The following is a 19,665-nucleotide window of genomic DNA, read 5'->3' as shown; positions in this document are numbered from 1 at the left end:
CCCCGACGTTCGGGTATCCGGGCCGAACAGACGTCCACCCGGGAGAGGTTCGTGATGATCGGCTACACCCTGATGACGGAACAGGCCGGGCCGCGCGAGCTCGTCGAGCACGCCGTGCGGGCCGAGCAGGCCGGCTTCGACTTCGAGGTGATCAGCGACCACTACTTCCCCTGGCTGACCGAGCAGGGCCACGCGCCCAACGCCTGGGCCGTGCTCGGCGCGATCGCCCGGGCCACCGAGCGGGTACGCCTGATGACCTACGTCACCTGCCCGACCATGCGCTACCACCCGACGGTCGTGGCCCAGCAGGCGGCGACCGTCCAGTTGTTGTCGGACAACCGGTTCACCCTCGGCCTCGGCGCCGGGGAGAACCTCAACGAGCACGTGATCGGCCGCGGCTGGCCGCCGGTCAACGTGCGGCACGAGATGCTGAGCGAGGCTCTGGAGATCATCTCGCGGCTGTTCAACGGCGGCCACCTCGACTTCACCGGCAAGCACTTCCGGGTCGACTCGGCCAAGCTGTGGGACCTGCCCGAGCAGCGGGTTCCAGTCGGCGTGGCCGTGTCGGGGCCGCAGTCGGTCGAGCTGTTCGCGCCCAGCGCCGACCTGATGATCGCCGTCGAGCCGGACAAGGCGCTGTGCCAGGCGTGGCGAAAGGCCGCGCCGGACGCCGAGCGGATCATCGGCCAGCTGCCGATCTGCTTCGACCGTGACGAGGAAGCCGCGGTTCAGCGCGCGCACGAGCAGTTCCGCTGGTTCGGCGGCGGCTGGAAGGTCAACTCCGAGCTTCCCGGTCCCGCCGCTTTCGCCGCCGCCACGCAGTACGTGCGGCCGGACGACGTCGCCGCCGCGATCCCGTGCGGACCGGACGTGAAGCCGATCGTCGATGCCGTCACGGAGTTCCTGGACGCCGGGTTCACCGACGTCGCCCTGGTCCAGATCGGCGGCCAGCACCAGGACGAGTTCTTCACCTTCGCCCGTGACGAGCTGCTGCCGGCGCTGCGCGGCAACTGACGAACGGGGTGTGAGGCCGTCGGCCCCACACCCCGTTGTTCGCGCTAAGACTCAGAACTCCCAGTCCTGGTTGAACGCGTCCACGCCGAGGTCGTCCCACAGCTGCACGGTGGTGCCGTTGTCGGCGACGGTGTCCGAGTCGGCGTCGAGCACCCGGCCGCTGGCGTAGTTCTGCCACTTGTACAGCTCATTGCCGCTGTCGACGTCGTAGTAACCGGTGTCGATCAGCCACCACAGCTGGTTGGCCTGGCCGTTGCCCAGGTCGTCCCACAGCTGCACGACCGTGCCGTTGCCGCCGAGGGTGTCCGAGTCGGCGTCGAGGGCGCGGCCGCTGGCCAGGTTGTTGATCTTGTACAGGCCGGCGGTGTCGGTGCCGGTGTAGACCCACGTCTGGTTGGCGGCGTCGCTGCCGGCGTCGTCCCACAGCTGCACGCGGGTGCCGTTGGCGCCGAGCGTGTCGGTGTCGGCGTCCAGCGCGCGGTAGCTGAGGAAGTTGTACTGCTTCAGCACGACGGAGGCATTGGCGTCGAGCTTCGGCGTCGCGGCCTTGGCCTGCGCCTTGCCCGCCGTGGTCGACTTCAGCGTGGACGCCTTGCCGTGCGCCGCCGCAGTGCTTCTCGCGACGTTGTGCGGCTTGTGGGCGTTGGAGCTGACCGGCGCCGCGGCGGCAGTGGCGACGCCACTGGCCAGCACGGTGCCGCCGACGGTCAGGACCGCGAGCGCGGAGACGAACTTGTTCATATTTCCCTCTCTGGTTGAGTGACGGGGCGCACGGCAGCACACGGCAGCCCGTACGGGCTGTCGGGTGGTGGTCGAAGCGAGGTTTACGCGCGGTCAGCTGACGTCGAACAGGCGGCGCCGATGCGCCGTGTATGCGGCCGGGGCCGGTCGACTGCTGGCATGGTGTTCCCCCCGAATCACCTGCGTGGCCAGGAAGTCCTGGACCGCACCAGCCTAGTGGATGTTGGGCCCGCCGTCCCGGGATTTCGAGCGGCAAGTTCGCTCTGACGAGTGCCTGCGCCGGCCGGTCGATTCGCACCGGCTTTTCGGGGTATTCCACGGCATGAACGTCCGCAAGGTGCTCGAGATGGCGCGGAGTTACGCCCGCGAGCAGGCACTGGTCGCGGCGCTGGGCGTGCCGGCGCTGCTGCGGCACGCGGCCTGGCGCGTCGCCGACCCGACACTGGGCCGCGGCGCGGGAGTGCTGCTGGTGCCGGGCTTCGGTGTCGGTGACATCGGACTGTCGCTGACCGGAAAGTGGTTGGCCGCACGGGGATACCGCCCGCTGCCGGCCGGTATCGGCCTGGACGTCGGCTGCACGTCCACACTGGTCGACCGGATCGAGGCCCGCCTGGTGGCCCACACCATGGCGACCGGCGGCAAGGTCGTCCTGCTCGGCCAGAGCCGGGGCGGCGCGCTGGCCCGGCTCGTCGCGGCCCGGCGGCCGGAACTGGTGCGTGGCCTGGTGATGCTCGGCAGCCCGGTGCTGGACCTGCTCGGCGCACGGCTGGGCGTCATCCCGGTCGCCCGGATGCTGGCCCGCCTGTCCGCGCTCGGCATCCGCGGCCTGCTCGACGACGACTGCTTCCGCGGCGACTGCTACACCGTCAACTCCGAGGCCCTTCGAGCCGCGCTGCCGCCCGAGGTGCCGGCCGTCGCCTTCTACTCGCGCAACGACGCCATCGCCCCGTGGCAGCTGTGCCTCGACCCGTACGCCACCTGCGTAGAGGTCGCCAGCACGCACACCGGCATGGCGTTCGACCCGGCCGTCTACACGGCACTGGGTCCGCTGCTCGCGAAGTGGACGGCCAAGGTTCGCCGACCGCTGACCTTCTAGGATTTTCCCTCTCGCCCTGCTGCACGGTGACCCCTACGCCCTTAAGATGTCATCCATGAGATGACAGGCCATGGGTCAACGGAGGGATGACATGGCGGACGAGGGCACTGAGCGCGAGCAGGCGCGCCAGTGGCTGGTGGACCGGCCGGCCGAGCCGGACACGCACGACGGCGACGAGGCCGTGACCGACCTCGGACTGATCAACCAGGTCACCCACCACCAGCCCGAGCACCCGGACCAGGACGAGAAGGCGCTGGCCGACGCGCTGGCCGCGCTCACGCTGCTGCGCCACCTGCGCGACGAGCTGGCCGACTGGGAGCCGCGGCTGATCGCCGCCGCCCGTGCCCACGGCGCGAGCTGGATCCAGCTGGCCCCCGCGCTCGGCGTGGCCAGCCGGCAGGCCGCCGAGCGCCGCTACCTGCGACTACGGCCGGACGACACCGGCTCCGCGACCACCGGCGAGCAGCGCGTCCGGGCCGAGCGCGACCGCCGCGCCGGGGACCGGGCCGTCACGAAGTGGGCGCGGGACAACGCGATCGGCCTGCGCAAGCTGGCAGCACTGGTCAGCGCCCTCGACGGCGACCAGACGCTCGTCGGCGACGCCCAGCAGCACATCGACATGGTCACGGCGGCGCTCGGCGACGCCGACTCGGCCACCCTGCTCGGCCCGCTCACCGACGCGTTTCGGCACCTGCACGCCAGCCATCCCGATCTCGCCGACCGCATCGAGGCCGTCACCGACGAGGGCGAGCAGGCACGGCGGCCTTCGAGCTGACACCGGTCAGCCGGCGGCCTCGGCCCGTACGGACCTGAGCTGCAACGCGGCGATCACCCGCGCCGGCGTGGACAAACCGGTGCGCAGCACCACCGTCGTGCCGTGTTCGCGCGCGTGGTCGTCCAGCGCGATCAAGCTCCGGTGGTCCACGAAGCTCACCCTGGCCGCGTCGAGCAGCACGCGGCCGCGGCGCGCGCTGGGACGCGTGCGGCGCAGGGCCAGCGGGAAGAGCTCGGCGCCCATGAGATCCAGCTCCCCGGCGAGCTCGGCCGAGTACTCGCCGTCGGTCGACGCGTAGAGCCGGAAAGGCGCGGTACGGCTGTTGGTCGTGGGGTGCAGGCAAGCCAGCTCGGCCACCGTGTGCTCACCCAGCTCGGGGCGGTGGTAGCCGCACAACGCCGCGAACGGCCGCGTGGTCATGTACTGGTCGATGAGGTGCTCGTAGCGGGCGAAAGCCTCGCGCTGCCTCGGCTTCCGAGCCAGACCCGTCACGTCGATCGCGACGCGCAGGCCGGTGTAGCCGTCGGACAGCGCTTTTTCGGTTGCCGCCGCGTAGGCCGCGACCTGCTCCGCCGGCTCGATCACGGCGTCGGGCGGGTAGAGATCCCGGGCTGCGACCACGCGCGCCGCCCCGGCTCGCAGCGCCTGCCCCAGGTCGGCGTTCTTGCGCAGGTCCGCCGCCAACCGGTCGGCCGAATCGTCGGCGATGTACTCGACGCGCTGCCCCAGGGCCAGCCCCTCCGCGAGGAACTCGCGGGCACGGCGACGGAAGCCGTCGCCGTCGTCGTAACTCCAACAAACATGGTCGTGAAGTCCGAGACCGCGCGCGCTCGCCGCTATTCCGCTGGATCGCGCCACACCAGCAGCCTACCCCGATGAATCATTTCGCGCAGCACCGTAAACACGTGAAAGCCGCCGCTACGCCACGAGTCTGCTGGATGACATTCCCGATGTCAACGAGGCGATGACAGCGTCAGGCACGGAACCAACTCTCCCCGGCGAATTGTTTCACTCCGACTTCTGGACGCGGCGATGGGGCCATTCGCCGAACGTTCTCATCTCCACCGAATTCAGCCGGTACGCCATTCGACACACGGAATTCGCTATCAGGCGGCCCGTCCGAGCCACTCGCGGCCCTCGGCCAGCATCGCCGGCAGCGGTGGCGCGGCGGGGAACCATCGGCCCTCGTACTCCCAGACCAGCCAGCCGTCATAGCCGGCGGCCAGCAGGGCATCGACCGACCGGGCCAGCGGCAGCACCCCGGTCCCGAGCCGCGCCGGGGTCAGGTCGTCAGCCGCGACAATGTCCTTGACCTGCACGTATCCGAGGTGCGGCCGCAACGTCGCCGCCGCGTGCGCAGGGTCGTCACCGGCCAGATGGGTGTGCAGGACGTCCCAGATCGCGCCGACCGCCGGCTGCCCGACCCGCTCGAGCAATCCGGTCACGGCGGCCGCGCTTCGCTGCGTGTCGTGGGTTTCCAGCAACAGTCTCACGCCACGCTGGTCGGCCATCGAGGCGGCAGCCCTCAGTCGCCTGACCGCGGCCTCGGCGTCTTCCCCGCCCGGAAACACCCTCACCGCCGGTATGTCGAGCGCCGCCGCGAGCTCGACGTGCCGGCACAGGTCGTCGATCACCCGCTCATCGTCGCCAGGCTCGGCGACTCGCACGTACGACGCCAGTCCCATCGGCTCGATCCGGTTCCGCGCGAACGCCCGCCGCACCGACCCGCACTCCGGCGGCGTCAGCTCCGGGTGCACGGGTTCCCCCGCGGCACAACGAAGTTCCACGCCGTCGTAGCCGTGCTCGGCGGCCAACGCCAGCACAGAGCCGAGCTCCAGCCCAGGTACGCCGAGCGTGGAGAAGGCGTACCGCACCATGCTGTTCACCGCCCTTCCTGTGACAGCGGGATGGTAATCGGTTTCCATCGCAGTCTCAATGCTTGCCATCTGACCTGCTCGTCCTACTATGAATTCGGTTTCATGCCAGACGACGAGAGGTGGGGATCTTGACCGCACGGCCCCCCACGCGCTGCTCGCCATCGGTCCAGATCTGCGCGACCAGGTGTTTCCGCCCGACCTGAGAGCGACACTGGACGGCCTGGTCAGCACGGCGGACTTCGCCGAAGGCCCGGCGCCGGCGGCGGAGGTGATCATCAGTGGCTGGGGCGGGCCGGTGCTGGACGACGGGCGTCTGGCGACAATGCCGAGGCTGCGGCTGGTGGTGCACACCGGCGGCAGCGTGAAGGAAGCCGGCCTCGGCGCGCTGGTCTGGCAGCGCGGCATTGACGTCAGCTCGGCCGCCGCCGTGAACGCAGTGCCGGTGGCGCAGTACACCGTCGCGGCGATCCTGCTGGCCGGGAAACGGGCCTTTCGGCTGGCCGCGGACTACGCCGCCGGGCACTTCCACCACGTCCCACCCGGCCTCGGCACCGGCAACGCCGGTCGCACGGTCGGCGTGGTCGGGGCGTCCCGAATCGGCCGGCTCGTGCTGGCCCAGCTGCGCGAACACGGTTTCCGGCTGCTGGTCAGCGATCCCTACCTGACGCCGTCGACGGCCCGGCAGCTCGGCGCGGAGCTGGCAACGCTGGATGATCTCCTCGCCGCGGCCGACGTCGTCACCCTGCACGCCCCGCTGCTCGACCAGACCCGGCTGCTCATCGACGACCGCCGTCTCGGTCTGATGCGGGACGGCGCCGTGGTGGTCAACACCGCCCGCGGCGGGCTGGTCGACACCGATGCCCTTGTCCGCCACTGCATCCGTATCGACGCGGTGCTCGACGTGACCGATCCGGAGCCGCTGCCACCCGGCCATCCCCTGCTGAGCCGGCCCAACGTCCTTGTCACACCGCACATCGCCGGCGCGCTGGGCAGCGAGATCCGGCGGCTCGGCGAGTTCGCGATCGCCGAGATCGGCCGCTGGCTGGCCGGCGAGCCACTGGCCGGCGCCGTGCGCGTCGAGGACCTGGCGCGCATCGCGTGAGGGTAACGTCGTCCTGATCACTTCAGGCTCCGACAGGACGGACGGATGAGCGCGAAGGCGACGGTCAGCGATGTGGCGCGGCACGCGGGCGTGTCCGCGGCGACGGTGTCGCGGGTGCTCAGCGGCAACCATCCTGTCTCCGGCGCGACCAGGACGAAGGTGCTGCGCGCCATCCGTGAACTGGACTATGTGGTCAACGCGGCGGCGCGGGCGCTGTCGGGCCGCCAGCCGCGGACGGTCGCGATCATCCTGACCGACGTGTCGGCCCCGTTCTTCAACACGGTGGCGCGGGGCATCGAGCGGCAGGCGGCGGTGGAGCAGCGGCTGTGCCTGATCAGCTCGACCGACGGCGATCCGGACCGTGAGCTGGCCGTCGTGTCCATGCTGCGCGAGCAGAACACCGGCGCGGTGTGCCTGATCGGCGGCGTGCGGGACACGCCCGAGTACCGGTCGCGGATGGCGGCGCTGGCCAACGCCCTGCACGAGGCCGACTCCCGGCTGGTGCTGTGTGGTCGGCCGTCGCCGGGGCCGGATCTGCCGGTCACGGTGGTGGAGTACGACAACGAGGGCGGCGCCTTCGCCGCCGCCAGCCACCTGCTGTCGGCCGGCCACCGCGAGATCGTCTTCCTCGGCGGCGGCGAGGACACGACCACCACGGGACGGCTGGCCGGGGTGCGGCGGGCGATGGCCGCCTACGGCTTGGAGCTGGATCCCGCGATGGTGGTTCCGGGCGCGTTGGTGCGGCGGTTCGGCTACCAGGCCACGAAACGACTGCTGGCCGACGGGCCGGCGTTCACCGCGATCTTCGGCTGCGACGACCTGGTCGCGGCCGGCGCGGTGGCGGCGCTGCGCGATGCCGGCGTGGACGTCCCGGGCCAGGTGTCGGTGATCGGTTACGACGACCTCAGCCCGGCCGAGGACGTCTATCCGGCGTTGACCACCGTGCACATCCCGCACGACGAGATCGGCCGCACGGCGCTGCGGCTCGCGCTCCACCGCGACGACCCCGACCTGCCGGCACAGCACGTCGTGCTGGGCACACACATCGTGGTGCGGCAGTCCGTCGCCCCACGGCTGCCCTGAGAAACGGCTTTCCCGCTGCTCATCATCGCCCATTGACGGCCATCCATGAAACCGCTTACCGTAAGCGCTCCCCTGACAGTCGGGAGACACCTCATGGAACTCTCCGGACGACCCCTGTCCAGGCGTCTCGTGCTCGGCAGCGCCGCCGCGATCACCGCCTTCGCCGCGACGCCGTCGCTCGCCATGGCCGACGACGAGTTCGACACCCTGCGCGGACGGTGGCGAAACCTGCTCACCGGCAGTGGATTCGACCCCGCCGCCCAGCCGTACCGGGACGCGCTGACCGCCCTGGGCACGCAGGCTGCCGGCCACGCCAAGACGATGACCGCGACACTGTGGCCGGATCTGCCGCTGGGCAAGGCATCCAACAACATCACCCAGAGCTACAAGCGGCTGGCCACCATGGCGTTGGCCTACGCACAGCCCGGCACCGGCCTGACCGGCGACGCCACACTCGGCGCGCAGATCACCGCGGGCCTCGACCGGCTCGTCGCGACCGCGTACACGCCGACCACCGCGACCTACGACAACTGGTGGGACTGGCAGATCGGCTCGCCGCAGGCCATGCTCGACGCCTGCGTGCTGGCGTTTCCGCTGCTCACCGCCGCCCAGCTGGCGACGTACAGCGCTGCCGTCGACCACTTCGTGCCGGACTCGGCCGTCGCCGTCTACAGCGGCACCAGCACCGGGGCCAACCGGGCCGACCTGTGCCGGGTGATCGCGCTGCGCGGCGTGCTCGGCCGGTCCGCGGCCAAGATCGCCACGGCGTCGGCGGCACTGTCGCCGATCTTCCCGTACGTCACCACCGGCGACGGCCTCTACGCCGACGGCTCGTTCATCCAGCACACCTGGGTCCCGTACACCAACTCCTACGGCGAGGTCATGCTCGGCGACTTCAGCCGGCTGTTCACGCTGCTCGCCGGCTCGACCTGGGCCGTGACGGATCCCTTGCGCAGCACCGTGCTCGACTCCGTGCAGCACGCGTTCGCGCCGTTCATCGTCAACGGGCTGGCCATGGACGGCGTGTCCGGGCGGGCGATCAGCCGCGGCCGGCAGGGCGCGAATCCGACGCCGCAGAGCGATCACACCCGTGGACACCTGTTGATCTCCGACATCCTGCGGCTGGCCGAGTCCGGCATCGGCACGGCCACGCAGACCGCGACCTGGCGGGCCATGGTCAAGGGCTGGTTGCAACGGGAGAAGTTCCAGCCGTATCTTCAGGATCCGGGCGTCGGCGTGCCGGAGTTGGCCCGAGCGCAGGCATTGCTGGCCGACGGCACGGTGTCCGGCACGCCGGAGCCGGTCGGACATCGCGTGTTCGGCATGGACCGCGCGGTGCATCGGCGTCCGAAGTGGACGGTCGCGATCAGCATGTGCTCGGTCCGCACCACGTACTACGAGAACGGCAACGGCGAGAACCTGCGCGGCTGGCACACCGGAGCCGGCATGCTGTACTGGTGGGGCCCAAGTGACCGGCAATCCGACGACCAGTACTCCGACGGGTTCTGGCCGACCGTCGACCCGTACCGGCTGCCCGGCACCACCGTGTCGACCAAGAAGCTCGCCGACGGCTTCGGCGGCGCCTGGGGCGCGCCCAAGCCGGCCGCCACCTTTGCCGGCGGCGCCACCGACGGCGTGTTCGCCGCACTCGGCCAGGACATCCGCGGGTTGGGCAGCACGTTGGTGGCCAAGAAATCCTGGTTCTGCCTTGACGATATCGTGGTCTGCCTCGGCGCGGGCATCACCGCCACCGACGGCGTGGCGGTAGAGACCATTGTGGACAATCGGCGAACCGCCGAGGCGCTGTCCGTGGACGGGCGACAGCAGCCGCGCATCGACGGCTGGTCTCGGCAACTCCCCCGCGCCCGCATAGCGACTGTCGGCGACACCGCCAGCTATCTGTTCCCCGGCGGCGCGACCGTGAACGCCGCCCGGATCAGCCGAACCGGTGCGTGGCACGACATCAACGCCTCCAGCAGCACCCAGCCGATCACCCGGGACTACCTGACTTTGTGGTTCGACCATGGCGTGGACCCGGTCAATGCCTCGTACAGCTACGTGTTGATGCCCGGCGACGCGCAGCCGCAGCTGCGGCTGCTGCCCCGGATCATCGCCAACACCGCCAAGGTGCAAGCGATCCAGGACCCGGTCACCAACACCATCGCCGCCACTTTCTTCGCCGCCGGCAGCGCCAGCCCGCTGTCCGTGGACGCCCCCTGCTCGGTGCTGATCCGGCGCACCGGCCGTGCGCTCACCGTCGCGGTCAGCGATCCGACCCAGACCGCCGGCTCGATCACCGTGACCTACGAGGGGAGGATCTTGGTCAAGGCCGACCTCGCGGGCACCCGCGGCGCCAGTCACGTGCAGACTTTCTCCCGGTGGTGACCGTGTGCCGGCTCGACCTGCACCGCGTCACCCGTTCGTCGGGCCCGCCGAGAACCGGCGGGCCCGACGGCGGCTGGCTCAGCTGCCCGGGGTGAGCACCTTGTCGATGACGAACACGGTGGCGTTGCCGGTGGGGATGTTGCCGCACAACACCTTGGCGCCGTTGACCGTCATGCCGGAGGTCTTGTCACCGGCGATCTTGACGGTGCCGCCCTGGAGCGTCTTCTCGGAGCCGGCGGCGATCAGGCCGTCGGCGTCCATGCGCTGCGGCAGCACGTGGTACTGGAGGATCGGCGCGAGCGTGGCCGGGTCCTTGGCCAGGGCGGCGAACTTGTCCGCGCCCAGCGCGTCGAAGGCCGGGTCGTACGGGGCGAACACGGTGATGGCCTTCTGGGAGTTCAGGGTGTCGCCCAGGTTGGCCGCGCCGACGGCGGCGACGAGCTTGGTCAGCAGGGGGTTGTTGCCGGCCGCGGTGGCAACCGGGTCGGAGGCCATGCCGTTGAGGGAACCCTTGCCACTGCTGGGAATCTTGTCGCAGGCCGGGCCGAAGGTGTCGCTGGTCTTGGTGACGCCGTCCGATGCGGTGGTCGTGGTGGTCGGCGACGCCATCGACGTGCTGGTGCTGCCCGAGCTCGTGGAGCCCATGCCGTTGCCGCAGGCGGCAAGGGAAACAGCCGCCGCGGTGATGGCGACGCCGCCGAGGACGCGGTGGAATGCGCGCATGACAAAAACCTCCGGTAATGGTGAGGGATCGACGCCCCGATCGATCGGCGGGACGTCCTCGGTATCTGCCAGGCGTTCGACCCTGGAGCCCGATCGGTTCGACCTGGTCGGTAACGCTTCGGTCACGGCCTGAAATCAGGAGGTGGTGAACACGATCGTGTGCCAACCCGTTGCACCGTCGGGGATCGGGCTGACCCGCTGTTGCGTCTGGACATAGCCGGTGGTGTCGGTGGCGCGGCAGATCACGGTGTGCGTGCCAGGCTTGAGGTCGTAGACCTTGCGCCACATCCGCCACGTTTCGTTGGTGACGCTGACCGCCAGATCGGCTTCCTGCCACGGACCGCCGTCCATCCGCACCTCGACCTTGGCGATGCCCTTGGTCTGCGCCCAGGCAATTCCGGCCACCACAACGCGGCCGGCGGACAGGGACTGCAAGCCCTGGGGCACGTCGATGCGGGACTCGGTCTTGATCGGCGCCCGCTGGCTGTACCCACGTGACACCCAGTACTGCTGCTTCGCGGCGAACGTGGTGAGCTCGATCTCCTTGAGCCACTTGGTCGCCGAGGCGTAGCCGTAGACACCGGGCACGACCAGGCGCGCCGGAAAGCCGTGCTCGGGTGGCAACGCCTGGCCGTTCATGCCGATCGCCAGCATCGCGTCCCGATCGGGGTCCAGCACCGTCGAAACCGGGCTTCCGGCGCTGTATCCGTCCACACTGGACGACAGCACCTGATCGGCTTCCGGTCTGACGCCGGCCTTGGCCAGCAGGTCACGCAGCAGCACGCCGGTAAAGTCCGCCGTGGACACATAGGGGCCACCGACCTCATTGGACACGCAGGTCATGGTGATCGTCCTGGTGACCAGTTCCATGGCCATGATGTCGGCGAAGGTCAGACGCAACTCCCGGTCGACCAGGCCGTGCACCCGCAGGGTCCAGTCCTCGGCTCGCAGCTGCGGCACCGACAATGCCGTGTCCACGCGGTAGAACTGGGCGTTCGGCGTGACGAAGCTCGGCGTGCCGTCCCGGGCGAAGTCCGCGCCAGCAGGCTTCGCCGGCAGCGGATATGCCGTCAACATTCGCGTGACCTTCGCCCGCGAACTCTCGACGTCGACGCGCCCGGCGAGCAGGCGTCCGCCAGCGCCGGCCAGTCCAATGCCGACCACGGCACCAACTGCGCCGAGCAGGAATGCGCGCCGGCCCTCACGTGGTGGATCGGCCGTTCTACGGGCCAGCCGATGCAGCCAGCGAAACACCGCCACACCAACAAAGACGCCGGCCAGCGGTGCGAGCACCGCGGCCGGCGTCAGATTCGGGCGGGTCAGGACGGCAATGATGCCGAGGCCGCCCAACAGCAGGGCCACCACTGTGCCCGGCCACGGCGTGCGGCGGGACACCAGCCCCGCCAGCGCCGCCGCGGCCAGGAGGAACAGCCCCATCCCGCCCAGCAACACCAGTTTGTCGTACGTGGCGAACGTGCGGACCGCGAAGTCCTTGAGCGGCAACGGCGTCAGATCGATCGCGCTGTTGCCGACGGCCAGCAGCGGCGACGCGTCAGCATCGACGAACGCCGCCACCAGGTCACCGACCGCCAGTGCCGCCCCGACCCCGAGCACGCCGACAGTGATCGCCGCCGTCACCGGCAAGCGCGAACGTTGCTCCATGGCCGGTGTTCGTCGGCCACGGGCCTATCGGTTCGCCGAGCCCCGCTCAGGAGCTATCGCCGGGTCGGCGTGGGTGTGAGGCCGTTGGAGTCGGCCCCGTTGCCGTTGACGGCGTTCGGGTTGACCACCGGCTGCGTGGTCAGTGCCGGGGTGCTGCCGCCACCGGCCGCCGGACACGTGATCGGGTGGTCGACGGACGACTTCACCGCGAACACCTGGAGGGCAGGCGGTGAACCGGCGCCGGCCACCCGCCCGAACACCAGGGTGGTGTCCGGCGTGATCGCGCCCGGCTTGATCTCGATCCGGTTGGGTGCGCCGGGCACCGGGCGCAGCGCGTCCGCCGGCAGCTGGGCCTTGCCGGCCTCGCTGACCACGCAGTCCTTGGTCGGCTGCTGCATCTCCACGACCCGGCCTCGCACGCCGTACTGGCCGAGGTCGGCGTTGAGTCCCCACGAACCACTGAAGTCGTTGATCGTGACGATCAGCGTGTTGTCGGCGGTGCGCTCGATGGCGAACGCAGGCGGCGCGCCGCCACCGCCGCCGACCGGGAACAGTCCGACGCCGGTGATCACCGCCGCTACGGCAGCGGCGGCGCCGACCCCGGCCAGCACGAGTCCGCGCCGGGACCGCTTGACCTGAGGTGTCTTCGTGATCCGGGCCAGCAGCTCCAGTCCCTCGGGGCTGCGGCTGGCGTCCTGATAGGCGTCGGCCGGCACGGGATTGGCCTCCCGCAGCGCCTTGAGCTCGTCGTTCACTTCGCTTCTCCTCTCACCGGGGCCAGTCGGGGCGGGGCGAGCCGCGCGGCGAGGCGCCGGCGGGCCCGATGGAGTCGGACCTTGAACGCCGACAGCGAGCAGCCGACGACCTCGGCCGCGGTCTGCGCGGACAGGCCGTCCCATTCGGTCAGCATCAGGACCTCCTGGTCGGCCGCCGGCAGCTCGGCCAAGGCGCGCAGCACATCGGCCCGCACGGCGACACCGTCGGCATGGTCGGCCTCAACGGCACTGTTAACGCCAACAGCGCCGATCCGCTCGTCGAGGCGTCCGCGCCGGGTCTCGGACCGCACGTGGTTGGCCAGCACGCGCCGTGCCGTGGCATAGAGCCACGGCAGCGGGTCGTCCAGCGGCACGGCATCCGGCCGTCGCCACGCGACCAGGAAGGTCTCGGCCACCACGTCCTTGGCGGCGTCGTGGCCGACTCTTCGCGTCCCGTACCGCATCAGCGCGGCGTGGTGCGCGTGGTAGAGCTGCTCGAACGCCTCGACATCCATCGGGCCCCCATCCGTTCCGCCCATACTCGGTAGATGTCCGGCACCGGCGGAGCGGTTACAGCCTTGTCGCGTGAGTTGGCGGGCGGCGGTGGGCCCAGGGTCGGGCGCGTTCGAGTTGGCCGGCGAGCTGGAACAGGGTGGCCTCGTCGCCGTAGCGACCGAGGAAGTGCACGCCGATCGGCAGACCGTCGGCGTTGGACCACAGCGGCACGGACATTGCTGGATTGCCAGTGATGTTAGCGATAACAGCCGGGTAGGCGACTGTACGGGCGCCGCGGCTGATGGCGCGGAGCGGGTCGTCGGGCGAGGCGGTGATCTCACCGAGGGGCGCGGGCGGCTCGGACATGGTCGGGGTCAGCCAGAGGTCGACGCCGGTGAGGAAGCGGGCGACGGTGCGCGAGAACCGCTGGAGGGTCTCGATGGCGAGCAGGTAGTCGGAGGCGCTGACCTGCCGGCCGGCGTCCCAGTAGGCGACGGTGAGGGGCTCGAGCTCGCCGGGGCGAGGCTCTCGGCCGACCCGACGGATCCAGTAGGCGAGAATCCAGGCGGTAGCGGCGTTGAACACGGTGCCGATCGCGCCGCCGACCTCGCCGTCAAGACCGGGCAGGTCGGCCTCGATCACCTCGTGGCCGAGCGCGGCGCACAGCGCGGCGGCGTCCTCGACGGCCGCCACGCAGTCGGGATGGCCGAGTTCGCCGCCCGGGGTCCGCGGGCTGTACGCGATGCGGAGCCTCCGGGGATCGACGGCGACCTCCTCGGCGAAGGGCCGGACCGGCGTCGGCGCCTGGTACGGGTCGCCGAGCGCAGGGCCGGCAATGGCGTCCAGCAGGGCTGCACTGTCTCGTACAGTGAGGGTTAACGCGTGCTCGACGGCCCAGCCGTTGATCACATCGCCGTACTCGGGCCCGAGCGGCGTCCGGGCCCGGGTCGGCTTCAGGCCGAAGAGCCCGCAGGCGGCGGCCGGGAACCGGATCGAGCCGCCAAGGTCGTTGCCGTGGGCCATCGGCACCAGCCCGGCAGCCACCGCCGCGGCCGATCCCCCGCTGGATCCGCTGGTCGACCGGCTCAGGTCCCACGGGTTGCGGGTCGCGCCGTGCAGCACCGGCTCGCAGGCCGGGGCCATACCGAACTCCGGCGTGTTGGTCTTGCCGACGACGACCAGCCCGGCCCGGTGCAGCCGCGTGACGAGCTCGCTGGTGTAGCCGGACGTGGTGCCGCGCACGAAGACGGAACCCTCGCTGAACGGCACGCCGTCGACTTCGGCGACGAGATCCTTGAGCAGGAAGGGAACCCCGGCGAACGGTCCGGTCGGGTTCGTGCGTGCCACCGCGCGGGCCCGGTCGAACATCGGCGTGATCACGGCGTTCAGCGTCGGGTTGAGGCGCTCGATCCGCTCGATCGCCGCGTCGACCAGCTCCAGCGCCGTGACCTCGCCGGACCGCACCAGCTCGGCCTGCGCGGTCGCGTCCATTGTGGACAGCTCGACGGTGGTCATCGCGACACCGCGGTGATCGCGTTGTGCACGTCGCCGAGCGGCGTGATCCGGGGCGCCGGCAGCCCTACGGCGACCACCATGGCCGGGAATTCGCGGCTGAACTCCTCGAAGACCGCCCGGGACGGGCAGGCGTCGTAGACGGTGATGCCGCTGTCCGTCACCACGCAGACGTGCAGCTGGGCGGCGTCCGGCGGGAAGCCGCTCATCAGGGTCTCGTAGGCCGGGATGAGCACGGCGGGGTCGCCGTCGAAGTGGTAGGCGCTGAGAAACATGGTGACCTCCGGTTGTCGGGTTTGCCCGCGAGGGCGCGAGATGGCGGCTCGCGATTCGCGAGGCGCCATCTCGCGCGGTGACTGAGCGAACAACCCCACGTCACCCGGAGGTGCGAGATGATCCCGACTGTCGACGAGCGGACGCCCGAGATGGTCATCGGCCAGCTGATCGGCGAGCTCGGTGGCTCGCTGGGCGTGCTGCTCACCGCGCTCGGCAACCGCGCCGGCCTGTGGACGGCCATGGCCGGCGCCGGGCCGCTGTCGCCGGAGGAAATCGCCGGCCGCACGGCGCTGAACACGATTCTGGTCCGCGAGTGGTGCCGGGCGCAGGCCGCCGGCGGTTATCTGGACTACCGGTCCGACACGAACTCGTTCGAGCTGCCCGATGCCGTTGCCGGCGCTCTCCTACACGGCCCGGGCGCGGCCATGGTCGACGCCTGTGCCGAGATGCTGTGCTCGCAGGGTGCCGAGTTCGACGAGTTCGTCACGGCGTTCCGCAACGGCGGCGGCTTCGGCTGGCACCGGCACGACGAGCGGTTCTGGCACGGCAGCGACGCGTTGACCAAGGTCGCGCTGCCGGACGAGTTGATCTCGGCTGTGCTCGACCAGGTGGGCTTGGCCCCTGGCTCCGTGCTGGACGTCGGCTCGGGCTACGGCACGCCGACCATCGCCATCGCCCGGCACTTCCCCGCCGCGCGGGTGCTCGGCATCGACTACAACGAGGCGTCCGTGGCGCACGCGCGGCGTGCGGCCGACGAGGCCGGGCTGGCCGACCGGCTGCGGTTCGAGGTCGGCTCGGCCACCGACCTGCCGGGCTCCGGCTACGGGTTGGTGACGTTCTTCGACTCGCTGCACGACTTCGGCGACCCGGTCGGCGCGCTGGCCCAGGCCCGGTCCGTGCTGGCCGACGACGGCGTCGTGCTGCTGGTCGAACCGGCCGCGGCGGACCGTGTCGAGGACAACCTCACCCCGTCCGGCCGGATGTTCTACGCCGTCTCCACGCTGATCTGCACGCCGAACGCCGTCTCCCAGGTCACCGGGCAGGAAGACGCTGCGCCGCTAGGCACGCAGGCCGGCGAGCCGCTGCTGCGGGCGACCGCCGCCGCGGCGGGGTTCGGCCGGGTTCGCCGCGTCGACGTGCCGGCGCCGATGAACCTGGTTTTGGCGCTCAAGCCCTGAGACAGTGGTTGACGTGCGCTCACCGAGCACTGTGGACACCGGCGGACGCCTGGTCGGCCGGGATGCCGCCCTCGCGGCCACCGGGGCCGCGCTCGCCGACGCCGTCGCGGGCGTCGGCGGGCTGCTGCTCGTGGCCGGCGAGCCGGGGATCGGCAAGTCGGCGCTGCTGGCCGAGCAGAGCCGTCGGGCCACCGTCCGTGTGCTGCACGGAGCCGGGTGGGAGGGCGCACCCTCGTTCTGGCTGTGGACGCAGGTGCTCCGTGGCCTCGGTGCCGCCGGCATCTTCGACCGGGCGTCGGCCGGCGGGGCCGAGGCCCGGTTCCGGTTGTTCGACGCGGTCGGCGTGGCCCTGGCCGAGGCCGCGCCGCTGCTCGTGGTGCTCGACGACCTGCACTGGGCCGACGACGATTCCTTGCGGCTACTGGATTTCCTGCGCCGCAGCCTGGTCACCGCGCCGATCCTGTTCCTCGGCGCGTACCGGGACGGCGAAGCGGGGCCGGTGCTGCGGACGCTCGTCGGTTCCGCGCCGGGAGTGCCGCTCGCCGGGTTGGACACCGCCGGCGTCGCCGCGCTGATGGCGGCCGTCGCCGGGCCGGGGCCGGACGCGGAGCTGGCCGATGCGGTACGGCGGCGCTGCGGCGGCAACCCGTTCTTCGTCCGGGAGCTGACCCGGCTGATGGTCGCGCGGGGTAAGTGGGGCACAGCGGCCGTGTCGGTGCCCGACGAGGTGCGGGACACGCTGCGGATGCGGTTGGCGCGGCTGTCGCAGCCGTGTGCCGACCTGCTCGGGGTGGTCGCCGTCGCGGGTTCGGAGGCGCGGCTCGACCTGCTCGCCCGTATCGGCCCGGACGACGTGCCCGAGTTGCTCGGCGAGGCCGAACGGGCCCGAATCCTGATTGCCGAGCCGGCCGGCTGGAGTTTCGCGCACGACCTCTATCGCGAGACCGTGCTGGCGCAGATTCCGCCCGCGCGCCGGGCGAAACTGCACGCCGCGGTCGGGCGCGGGCTGCTCGCCTTGTCGGCCGACGGGGCCGATACGGCCGCAGTTGGCGGCGCCGCGAGGTTGGCCGCACATTTCGTGGCCGCCGGTAGCGCGGCCGAGGCGTTGCATTGGTCCGTGGTGGCGGCTCAGGAGGCCACCGCGCGGCTGGGTCACGAGGAAGCAGCTCGTCACTACGAAACCGCGCTCACGTACGCGGAGGCCGACCGGGTCGCGTTGCTGCTCGGGCTGGCCGGGGCACATGACCGGGCCGGCGACGCGCAGGCCGCCCGGGAGGCTTACCTGCGAGCGGCGGAACTGGCTCGCACCGTGCCGGACGTGGACGCTCTGGCCGAGGCGGCGCTGGGCGTTGCCGGTCTCGGAGCACGAGCCGGGAGCGTCGATCCCGTCAGCATCGGGCTGCTCGAGGAGGCGGATCGGCTGCTGGCCGCCGGCGCGTTGCGGGCTCGAGTGCTCGCCGAGCTGGCCCGGGCCCGGCGGCATGCGACGCCGGAATTCGTCGATCCGCGGGCCTCATCGGCCGCGCAGGAGGCGGTGTCGTTGGCCCGCGAGGCTCAGGATCCCGGTGCGCTCGCGCATGTGCTACTCGCCGCGCATGACGTCGCGTGGGTACCGGGCTCGGGGGCGACGCGGCTGCGCCTGGTGGCCGAGATGGCGGACGCCGCCGAGGCCGCCGGCGACGCCGATCTCGTTGCTGAGGCGTCGTTGTTGCGTGCGGCGGCGTTGATCGAGCAGGGCGATCCGGCCGGGCCGGCCGAACTCGCCCGCTACACCGGGCTCGCCGACCTCCTCGGCCACGCCCGCGGCCGGTGGAGCGCGTTGAGCCGGCGGGCGACGCTGGCCGAGCTGGCCGGCCGGGTCGACGAGGCCGTCACACTCGCGACCGAGGCGCGGGCCCTGGGCGAGGCGATCGGGCTGCCCGACGCGAACGGCTGCTACGGGACGTTGATCTTCTCGCTGGCCGAGATCGGCGGGCCGCCGGAGCCGCGGGAGGACCTCATGCCCGCCGCCGATCCGATGTGGCCGGTCTATCCACTGCTGCGGGCGTGGAACGAGGTGCACGTCGGTGATCTCGCCGCCGCGGCCGCCTCCGTGCACGGGTTTTCCGTGCAGACCGTGCCGGACAAGTACGACCTCGAGTTCGTCGCCATCACGTGCACGGTGTTTGCCGCCGTCGGCTCGGAGACGCAGCGGGACCTGACCTACCGCCGGTTCGCGCCGTTCGCCGGGCTGCACGCCGTCGTCGGCGGGTGCGCCGCCTATCACGGCGTCGTGGACCACTACCTCGGTCTGCTCGCCGCCGCTTCCGGTCGTTCTTCGGAGGCCAGCACGCATTTCACCGCCGCGATCGACCTGTACGAGCGGCTCGGCGCCGACGCGTGGGCTGCCCGCAGCCGGGATTCCTTGCGGCACCTCGATTCCGGTGGTGACGCCTTCCAGCTCGTCGACGGCACGTGGCGGATGCGTTTCGAGGGCCGTGAGGCGCAGCTGCCCGACGCCAAGGGGATGCACGACATCGCCACCTTGCTCGGCTCCCCCGGCCGGCCGGTCCACGTCTTCACCCTGCTCGGCCGGGACGCCCCCGCCACCGGCTCCGATCCCGTGCTGGACCGCCGTGCCGTCGCCGAGTTCCGGTCCCGGCTGGCCGACCTCGAGACCGAGATCGCCGAGGCCGAGACCTGGAGCGACCTGCACCGTGCCTCCCGCGCTCGCACCGAACGCGACGCACTCGTCGCCCAGCTCCAGTCCGCCACCGGTCTCGGCGGCCGTCCCCGTTCCCTCGGCTCCGAGACCGAGCGCGCCCGCAAGACCATCTCCGCCCGGGTGCACGACACCCTGCGCCGAATCGAGCGCGTCCATCCCCCGCTGGCCGACCACCTCCGCGCCGCGTTGCGGACCGGCACCAGCTGCTCGTACCTGCCCGACCAGCAACGCCACTGGCACGTCTAGCTGTCCACAATGGACGAAGCCCGTGCCGTCCCGGTCGGGAC

The 19,665-nt window shown here is 71.3% G+C and carries 17 protein-coding genes; 8 read left to right on the top strand and 9 right to left on the bottom strand.

Features of this window, described 5'->3' with window-relative positions:
- Positions 1-51: 51 nt before the first annotated feature.
- The gene (locus M3Q35_RS09715; protein ID WP_273941340.1) at positions 52-1,014 is read left to right on the top strand and encodes an LLM class F420-dependent oxidoreductase; all 963 of its coding nucleotides are present in this window, start codon (positions 52-54) and stop codon (positions 1,012-1,014) included.
- A 51-nt stretch (positions 1,015-1,065) separates the two neighbouring features.
- Here the strand turns inward: M3Q35_RS09715 and M3Q35_RS09710 are convergent, their stop codons facing one another.
- Positions 1,066-1,755 (bottom strand): RICIN domain-containing protein, encoded by a 690-nt coding sequence (locus M3Q35_RS09710; protein ID WP_273941339.1) that lies wholly within the window; start codon positions 1,753-1,755, stop codon positions 1,066-1,068.
- Positions 1,756-2,101: 346 nt separating this feature from the next.
- Here M3Q35_RS09710 and M3Q35_RS09705 point away from each other — a divergent pair, with 346 nt between their 5' ends.
- Both M3Q35_RS09705 and M3Q35_RS09700 read left to right on the top strand, forming a co-directional pair.
- Entirely contained in the window at positions 2,102-2,851 is a 750-nt protein-coding gene (locus M3Q35_RS09705) for an alpha/beta fold hydrolase (protein ID WP_273941338.1), read from the top strand.
- A gap of 91 nt (positions 2,852-2,942) precedes the next feature.
- Complete coding sequence (locus M3Q35_RS09700) at positions 2,943-3,626, top strand: HSP18 transcriptional regulator (protein ID WP_273941337.1); 684 nt, start codon at positions 2,943-2,945, stop codon at positions 3,624-3,626.
- Positions 3,627-3,632: 6 nt separating this feature from the next.
- Here the strand turns inward: M3Q35_RS09700 and M3Q35_RS09695 are convergent, their stop codons facing one another.
- Positions 3,633-4,484, bottom strand: coding sequence for an MEDS domain-containing protein (locus tag M3Q35_RS09695; RefSeq protein ID WP_273941336.1), 852 nt, complete (start codon positions 4,482-4,484; stop codon positions 3,633-3,635).
- A gap of 248 nt (positions 4,485-4,732) precedes the next feature.
- Entirely contained in the window at positions 4,733-5,503 is a 771-nt protein-coding gene (locus M3Q35_RS09690) for a sugar phosphate isomerase/epimerase family protein (RefSeq protein WP_273944294.1), read from the bottom strand.
- A gap of 88 nt (positions 5,504-5,591) precedes the next feature.
- Here M3Q35_RS09690 and M3Q35_RS09685 point away from each other — a divergent pair, with 88 nt between their 5' ends.
- From M3Q35_RS09685 to M3Q35_RS09675, 3 genes are all read left to right on the top strand, one after another.
- Complete coding sequence (locus M3Q35_RS09685) at positions 5,592-6,605, top strand: hydroxyacid dehydrogenase (RefSeq protein WP_273941335.1); 1,014 nt, start codon at positions 5,592-5,594, stop codon at positions 6,603-6,605.
- 45 nt (positions 6,606-6,650) lie between these two features.
- Complete coding sequence (locus tag M3Q35_RS09680) at positions 6,651-7,688, top strand: LacI family DNA-binding transcriptional regulator (protein ID WP_273941334.1); 1,038 nt, start codon at positions 6,651-6,653, stop codon at positions 7,686-7,688.
- Positions 7,689-7,781: 93 nt separating this feature from the next.
- Entirely contained in the window at positions 7,782-10,073 is a 2,292-nt protein-coding gene (locus tag M3Q35_RS09675) for a polysaccharide lyase 8 family protein (RefSeq protein WP_273941333.1), read from the top strand.
- Positions 10,074-10,151: 78 nt separating this feature from the next.
- Here M3Q35_RS09675 and M3Q35_RS09670 read toward each other — a convergent pair whose 3' ends face one another.
- The 6 genes from M3Q35_RS09670 to M3Q35_RS09645 all read right to left on the bottom strand — a co-directional run bounded on the left by M3Q35_RS09670 (position 10,152) and on the right by M3Q35_RS09645 (position 15,495).
- Positions 10,152-10,796 carry a fasciclin domain-containing protein gene (locus M3Q35_RS09670; RefSeq protein WP_273941332.1) on the bottom strand — a complete coding sequence of 215 codons (645 nt, stop codon included), beginning with the start codon at positions 10,794-10,796 and terminating at the stop codon, positions 10,152-10,154.
- 135 nt (positions 10,797-10,931) lie between these two features.
- Positions 10,932-12,458: a molybdopterin-dependent oxidoreductase gene (locus M3Q35_RS09665; RefSeq protein WP_273941331.1), complete on the bottom strand. Its 1,527-nt coding sequence runs from the start codon at positions 12,456-12,458 to the stop codon at positions 10,932-10,934.
- Positions 12,459-12,511: 53 nt separating this feature from the next.
- A complete protein-coding gene (locus tag M3Q35_RS09660) occupies positions 12,512-13,213 on the bottom strand; it encodes a hypothetical protein (RefSeq protein ID WP_273941330.1) in 702 nt (233 codons plus the stop codon).
- On the bottom strand, positions 13,210-13,728 hold the full coding sequence (locus tag M3Q35_RS09655; protein ID WP_273941329.1) for an RNA polymerase sigma factor: 519 nt from the start codon (positions 13,726-13,728) through the stop codon (positions 13,210-13,212). Before M3Q35_RS09655 ends, M3Q35_RS09660 begins: the two co-directional genes overlap by 4 nt.
- Before the next feature lie 55 nt (positions 13,729-13,783).
- Positions 13,784-15,223, bottom strand: coding sequence for an amidase (locus M3Q35_RS09650; protein WP_273941328.1), 1,440 nt, complete (start codon positions 15,221-15,223; stop codon positions 13,784-13,786).
- Positions 15,220-15,495 (bottom strand): hypothetical protein, encoded by a 276-nt coding sequence (locus M3Q35_RS09645; protein ID WP_273941327.1) that lies wholly within the window; start codon positions 15,493-15,495, stop codon positions 15,220-15,222. The genes M3Q35_RS09650 and M3Q35_RS09645 overlap by 4 nt, the downstream gene beginning before the upstream one ends.
- A 117-nt stretch (positions 15,496-15,612) precedes the next feature.
- Between M3Q35_RS09645 and M3Q35_RS09640 the strand changes: the two genes are divergently transcribed.
- Together M3Q35_RS09640 and M3Q35_RS09635 are read left to right on the top strand one after the other, a co-directional pair.
- Positions 15,613-16,674, top strand: coding sequence for an SAM-dependent methyltransferase (locus tag M3Q35_RS09640; protein WP_273941326.1), 1,062 nt, complete (start codon positions 15,613-15,615; stop codon positions 16,672-16,674).
- A gap of 13 nt (positions 16,675-16,687) precedes the next feature.
- Positions 16,688-19,624, top strand: coding sequence for an ATP-binding protein (locus M3Q35_RS09635; protein ID WP_273941325.1), 2,937 nt, complete (start codon positions 16,688-16,690; stop codon positions 19,622-19,624).
- Positions 19,625-19,665 lie beyond the last annotated feature (41 nt).

The sequence above is a fragment of the Kutzneria chonburiensis genome (assembly GCF_028622115.1).
Taxonomy (GTDB): Bacteria; Actinomycetota; Actinomycetes; order Mycobacteriales; family Pseudonocardiaceae; genus Kutzneria; species Kutzneria chonburiensis.
This window is presented reverse-complemented; position numbering and strand designations above follow the sequence as displayed.

Coding starts and splice junctions, on each gene's coding strand:
- M3Q35_RS09640 (WP_273941326.1), top strand. CDS start 15,613: ATGATCCCGACTGTCGACGAGCGGACGCCCGAGATGGTCATCGGCCAG.
- M3Q35_RS09670 (WP_273941332.1), bottom strand. CDS start 10,796: ATGCGCGCATTCCACCGCGTCCTCGGCGGCGTCGCCATCACCGCGGCG.
- M3Q35_RS09705 (WP_273941338.1), top strand. CDS start 2,102: ATGGCGCGGAGTTACGCCCGCGAGCAGGCACTGGTCGCGGCGCTGGGC.
- M3Q35_RS09655 (WP_273941329.1), bottom strand. CDS start 13,728: ATGGATGTCGAGGCGTTCGAGCAGCTCTACCACGCGCACCACGCCGCG.
- M3Q35_RS09690 (WP_273944294.1), bottom strand. CDS start 5,503: ATGGTGCGGTACGCCTTCTCCACGCTCGGCGTACCTGGGCTGGAGCTC.
- M3Q35_RS09680 (WP_273941334.1), top strand. CDS start 6,651: ATGAGCGCGAAGGCGACGGTCAGCGATGTGGCGCGGCACGCGGGCGTG.
- M3Q35_RS09700 (WP_273941337.1), top strand. CDS start 2,943: ATGGCGGACGAGGGCACTGAGCGCGAGCAGGCGCGCCAGTGGCTGGTG.
- M3Q35_RS09675 (WP_273941333.1), top strand. CDS start 7,782: ATGGAACTCTCCGGACGACCCCTGTCCAGGCGTCTCGTGCTCGGCAGC.
- M3Q35_RS09710 (WP_273941339.1), bottom strand. CDS start 1,755: ATGAACAAGTTCGTCTCCGCGCTCGCGGTCCTGACCGTCGGCGGCACC.
- M3Q35_RS09685 (WP_273941335.1), top strand. CDS start 5,592: ATGAATTCGGTTTCATGCCAGACGACGAGAGGTGGGGATCTTGACCGC.
- M3Q35_RS09650 (WP_273941328.1), bottom strand. CDS start 15,223: ATGACCACCGTCGAGCTGTCCACAATGGACGCGACCGCGCAGGCCGAG.
- M3Q35_RS09645 (WP_273941327.1), bottom strand. CDS start 15,495: ATGTTTCTCAGCGCCTACCACTTCGACGGCGACCCCGCCGTGCTCATC.
- M3Q35_RS09665 (WP_273941331.1), bottom strand. CDS start 12,458: ATGGAGCAACGTTCGCGCTTGCCGGTGACGGCGGCGATCACTGTCGGC.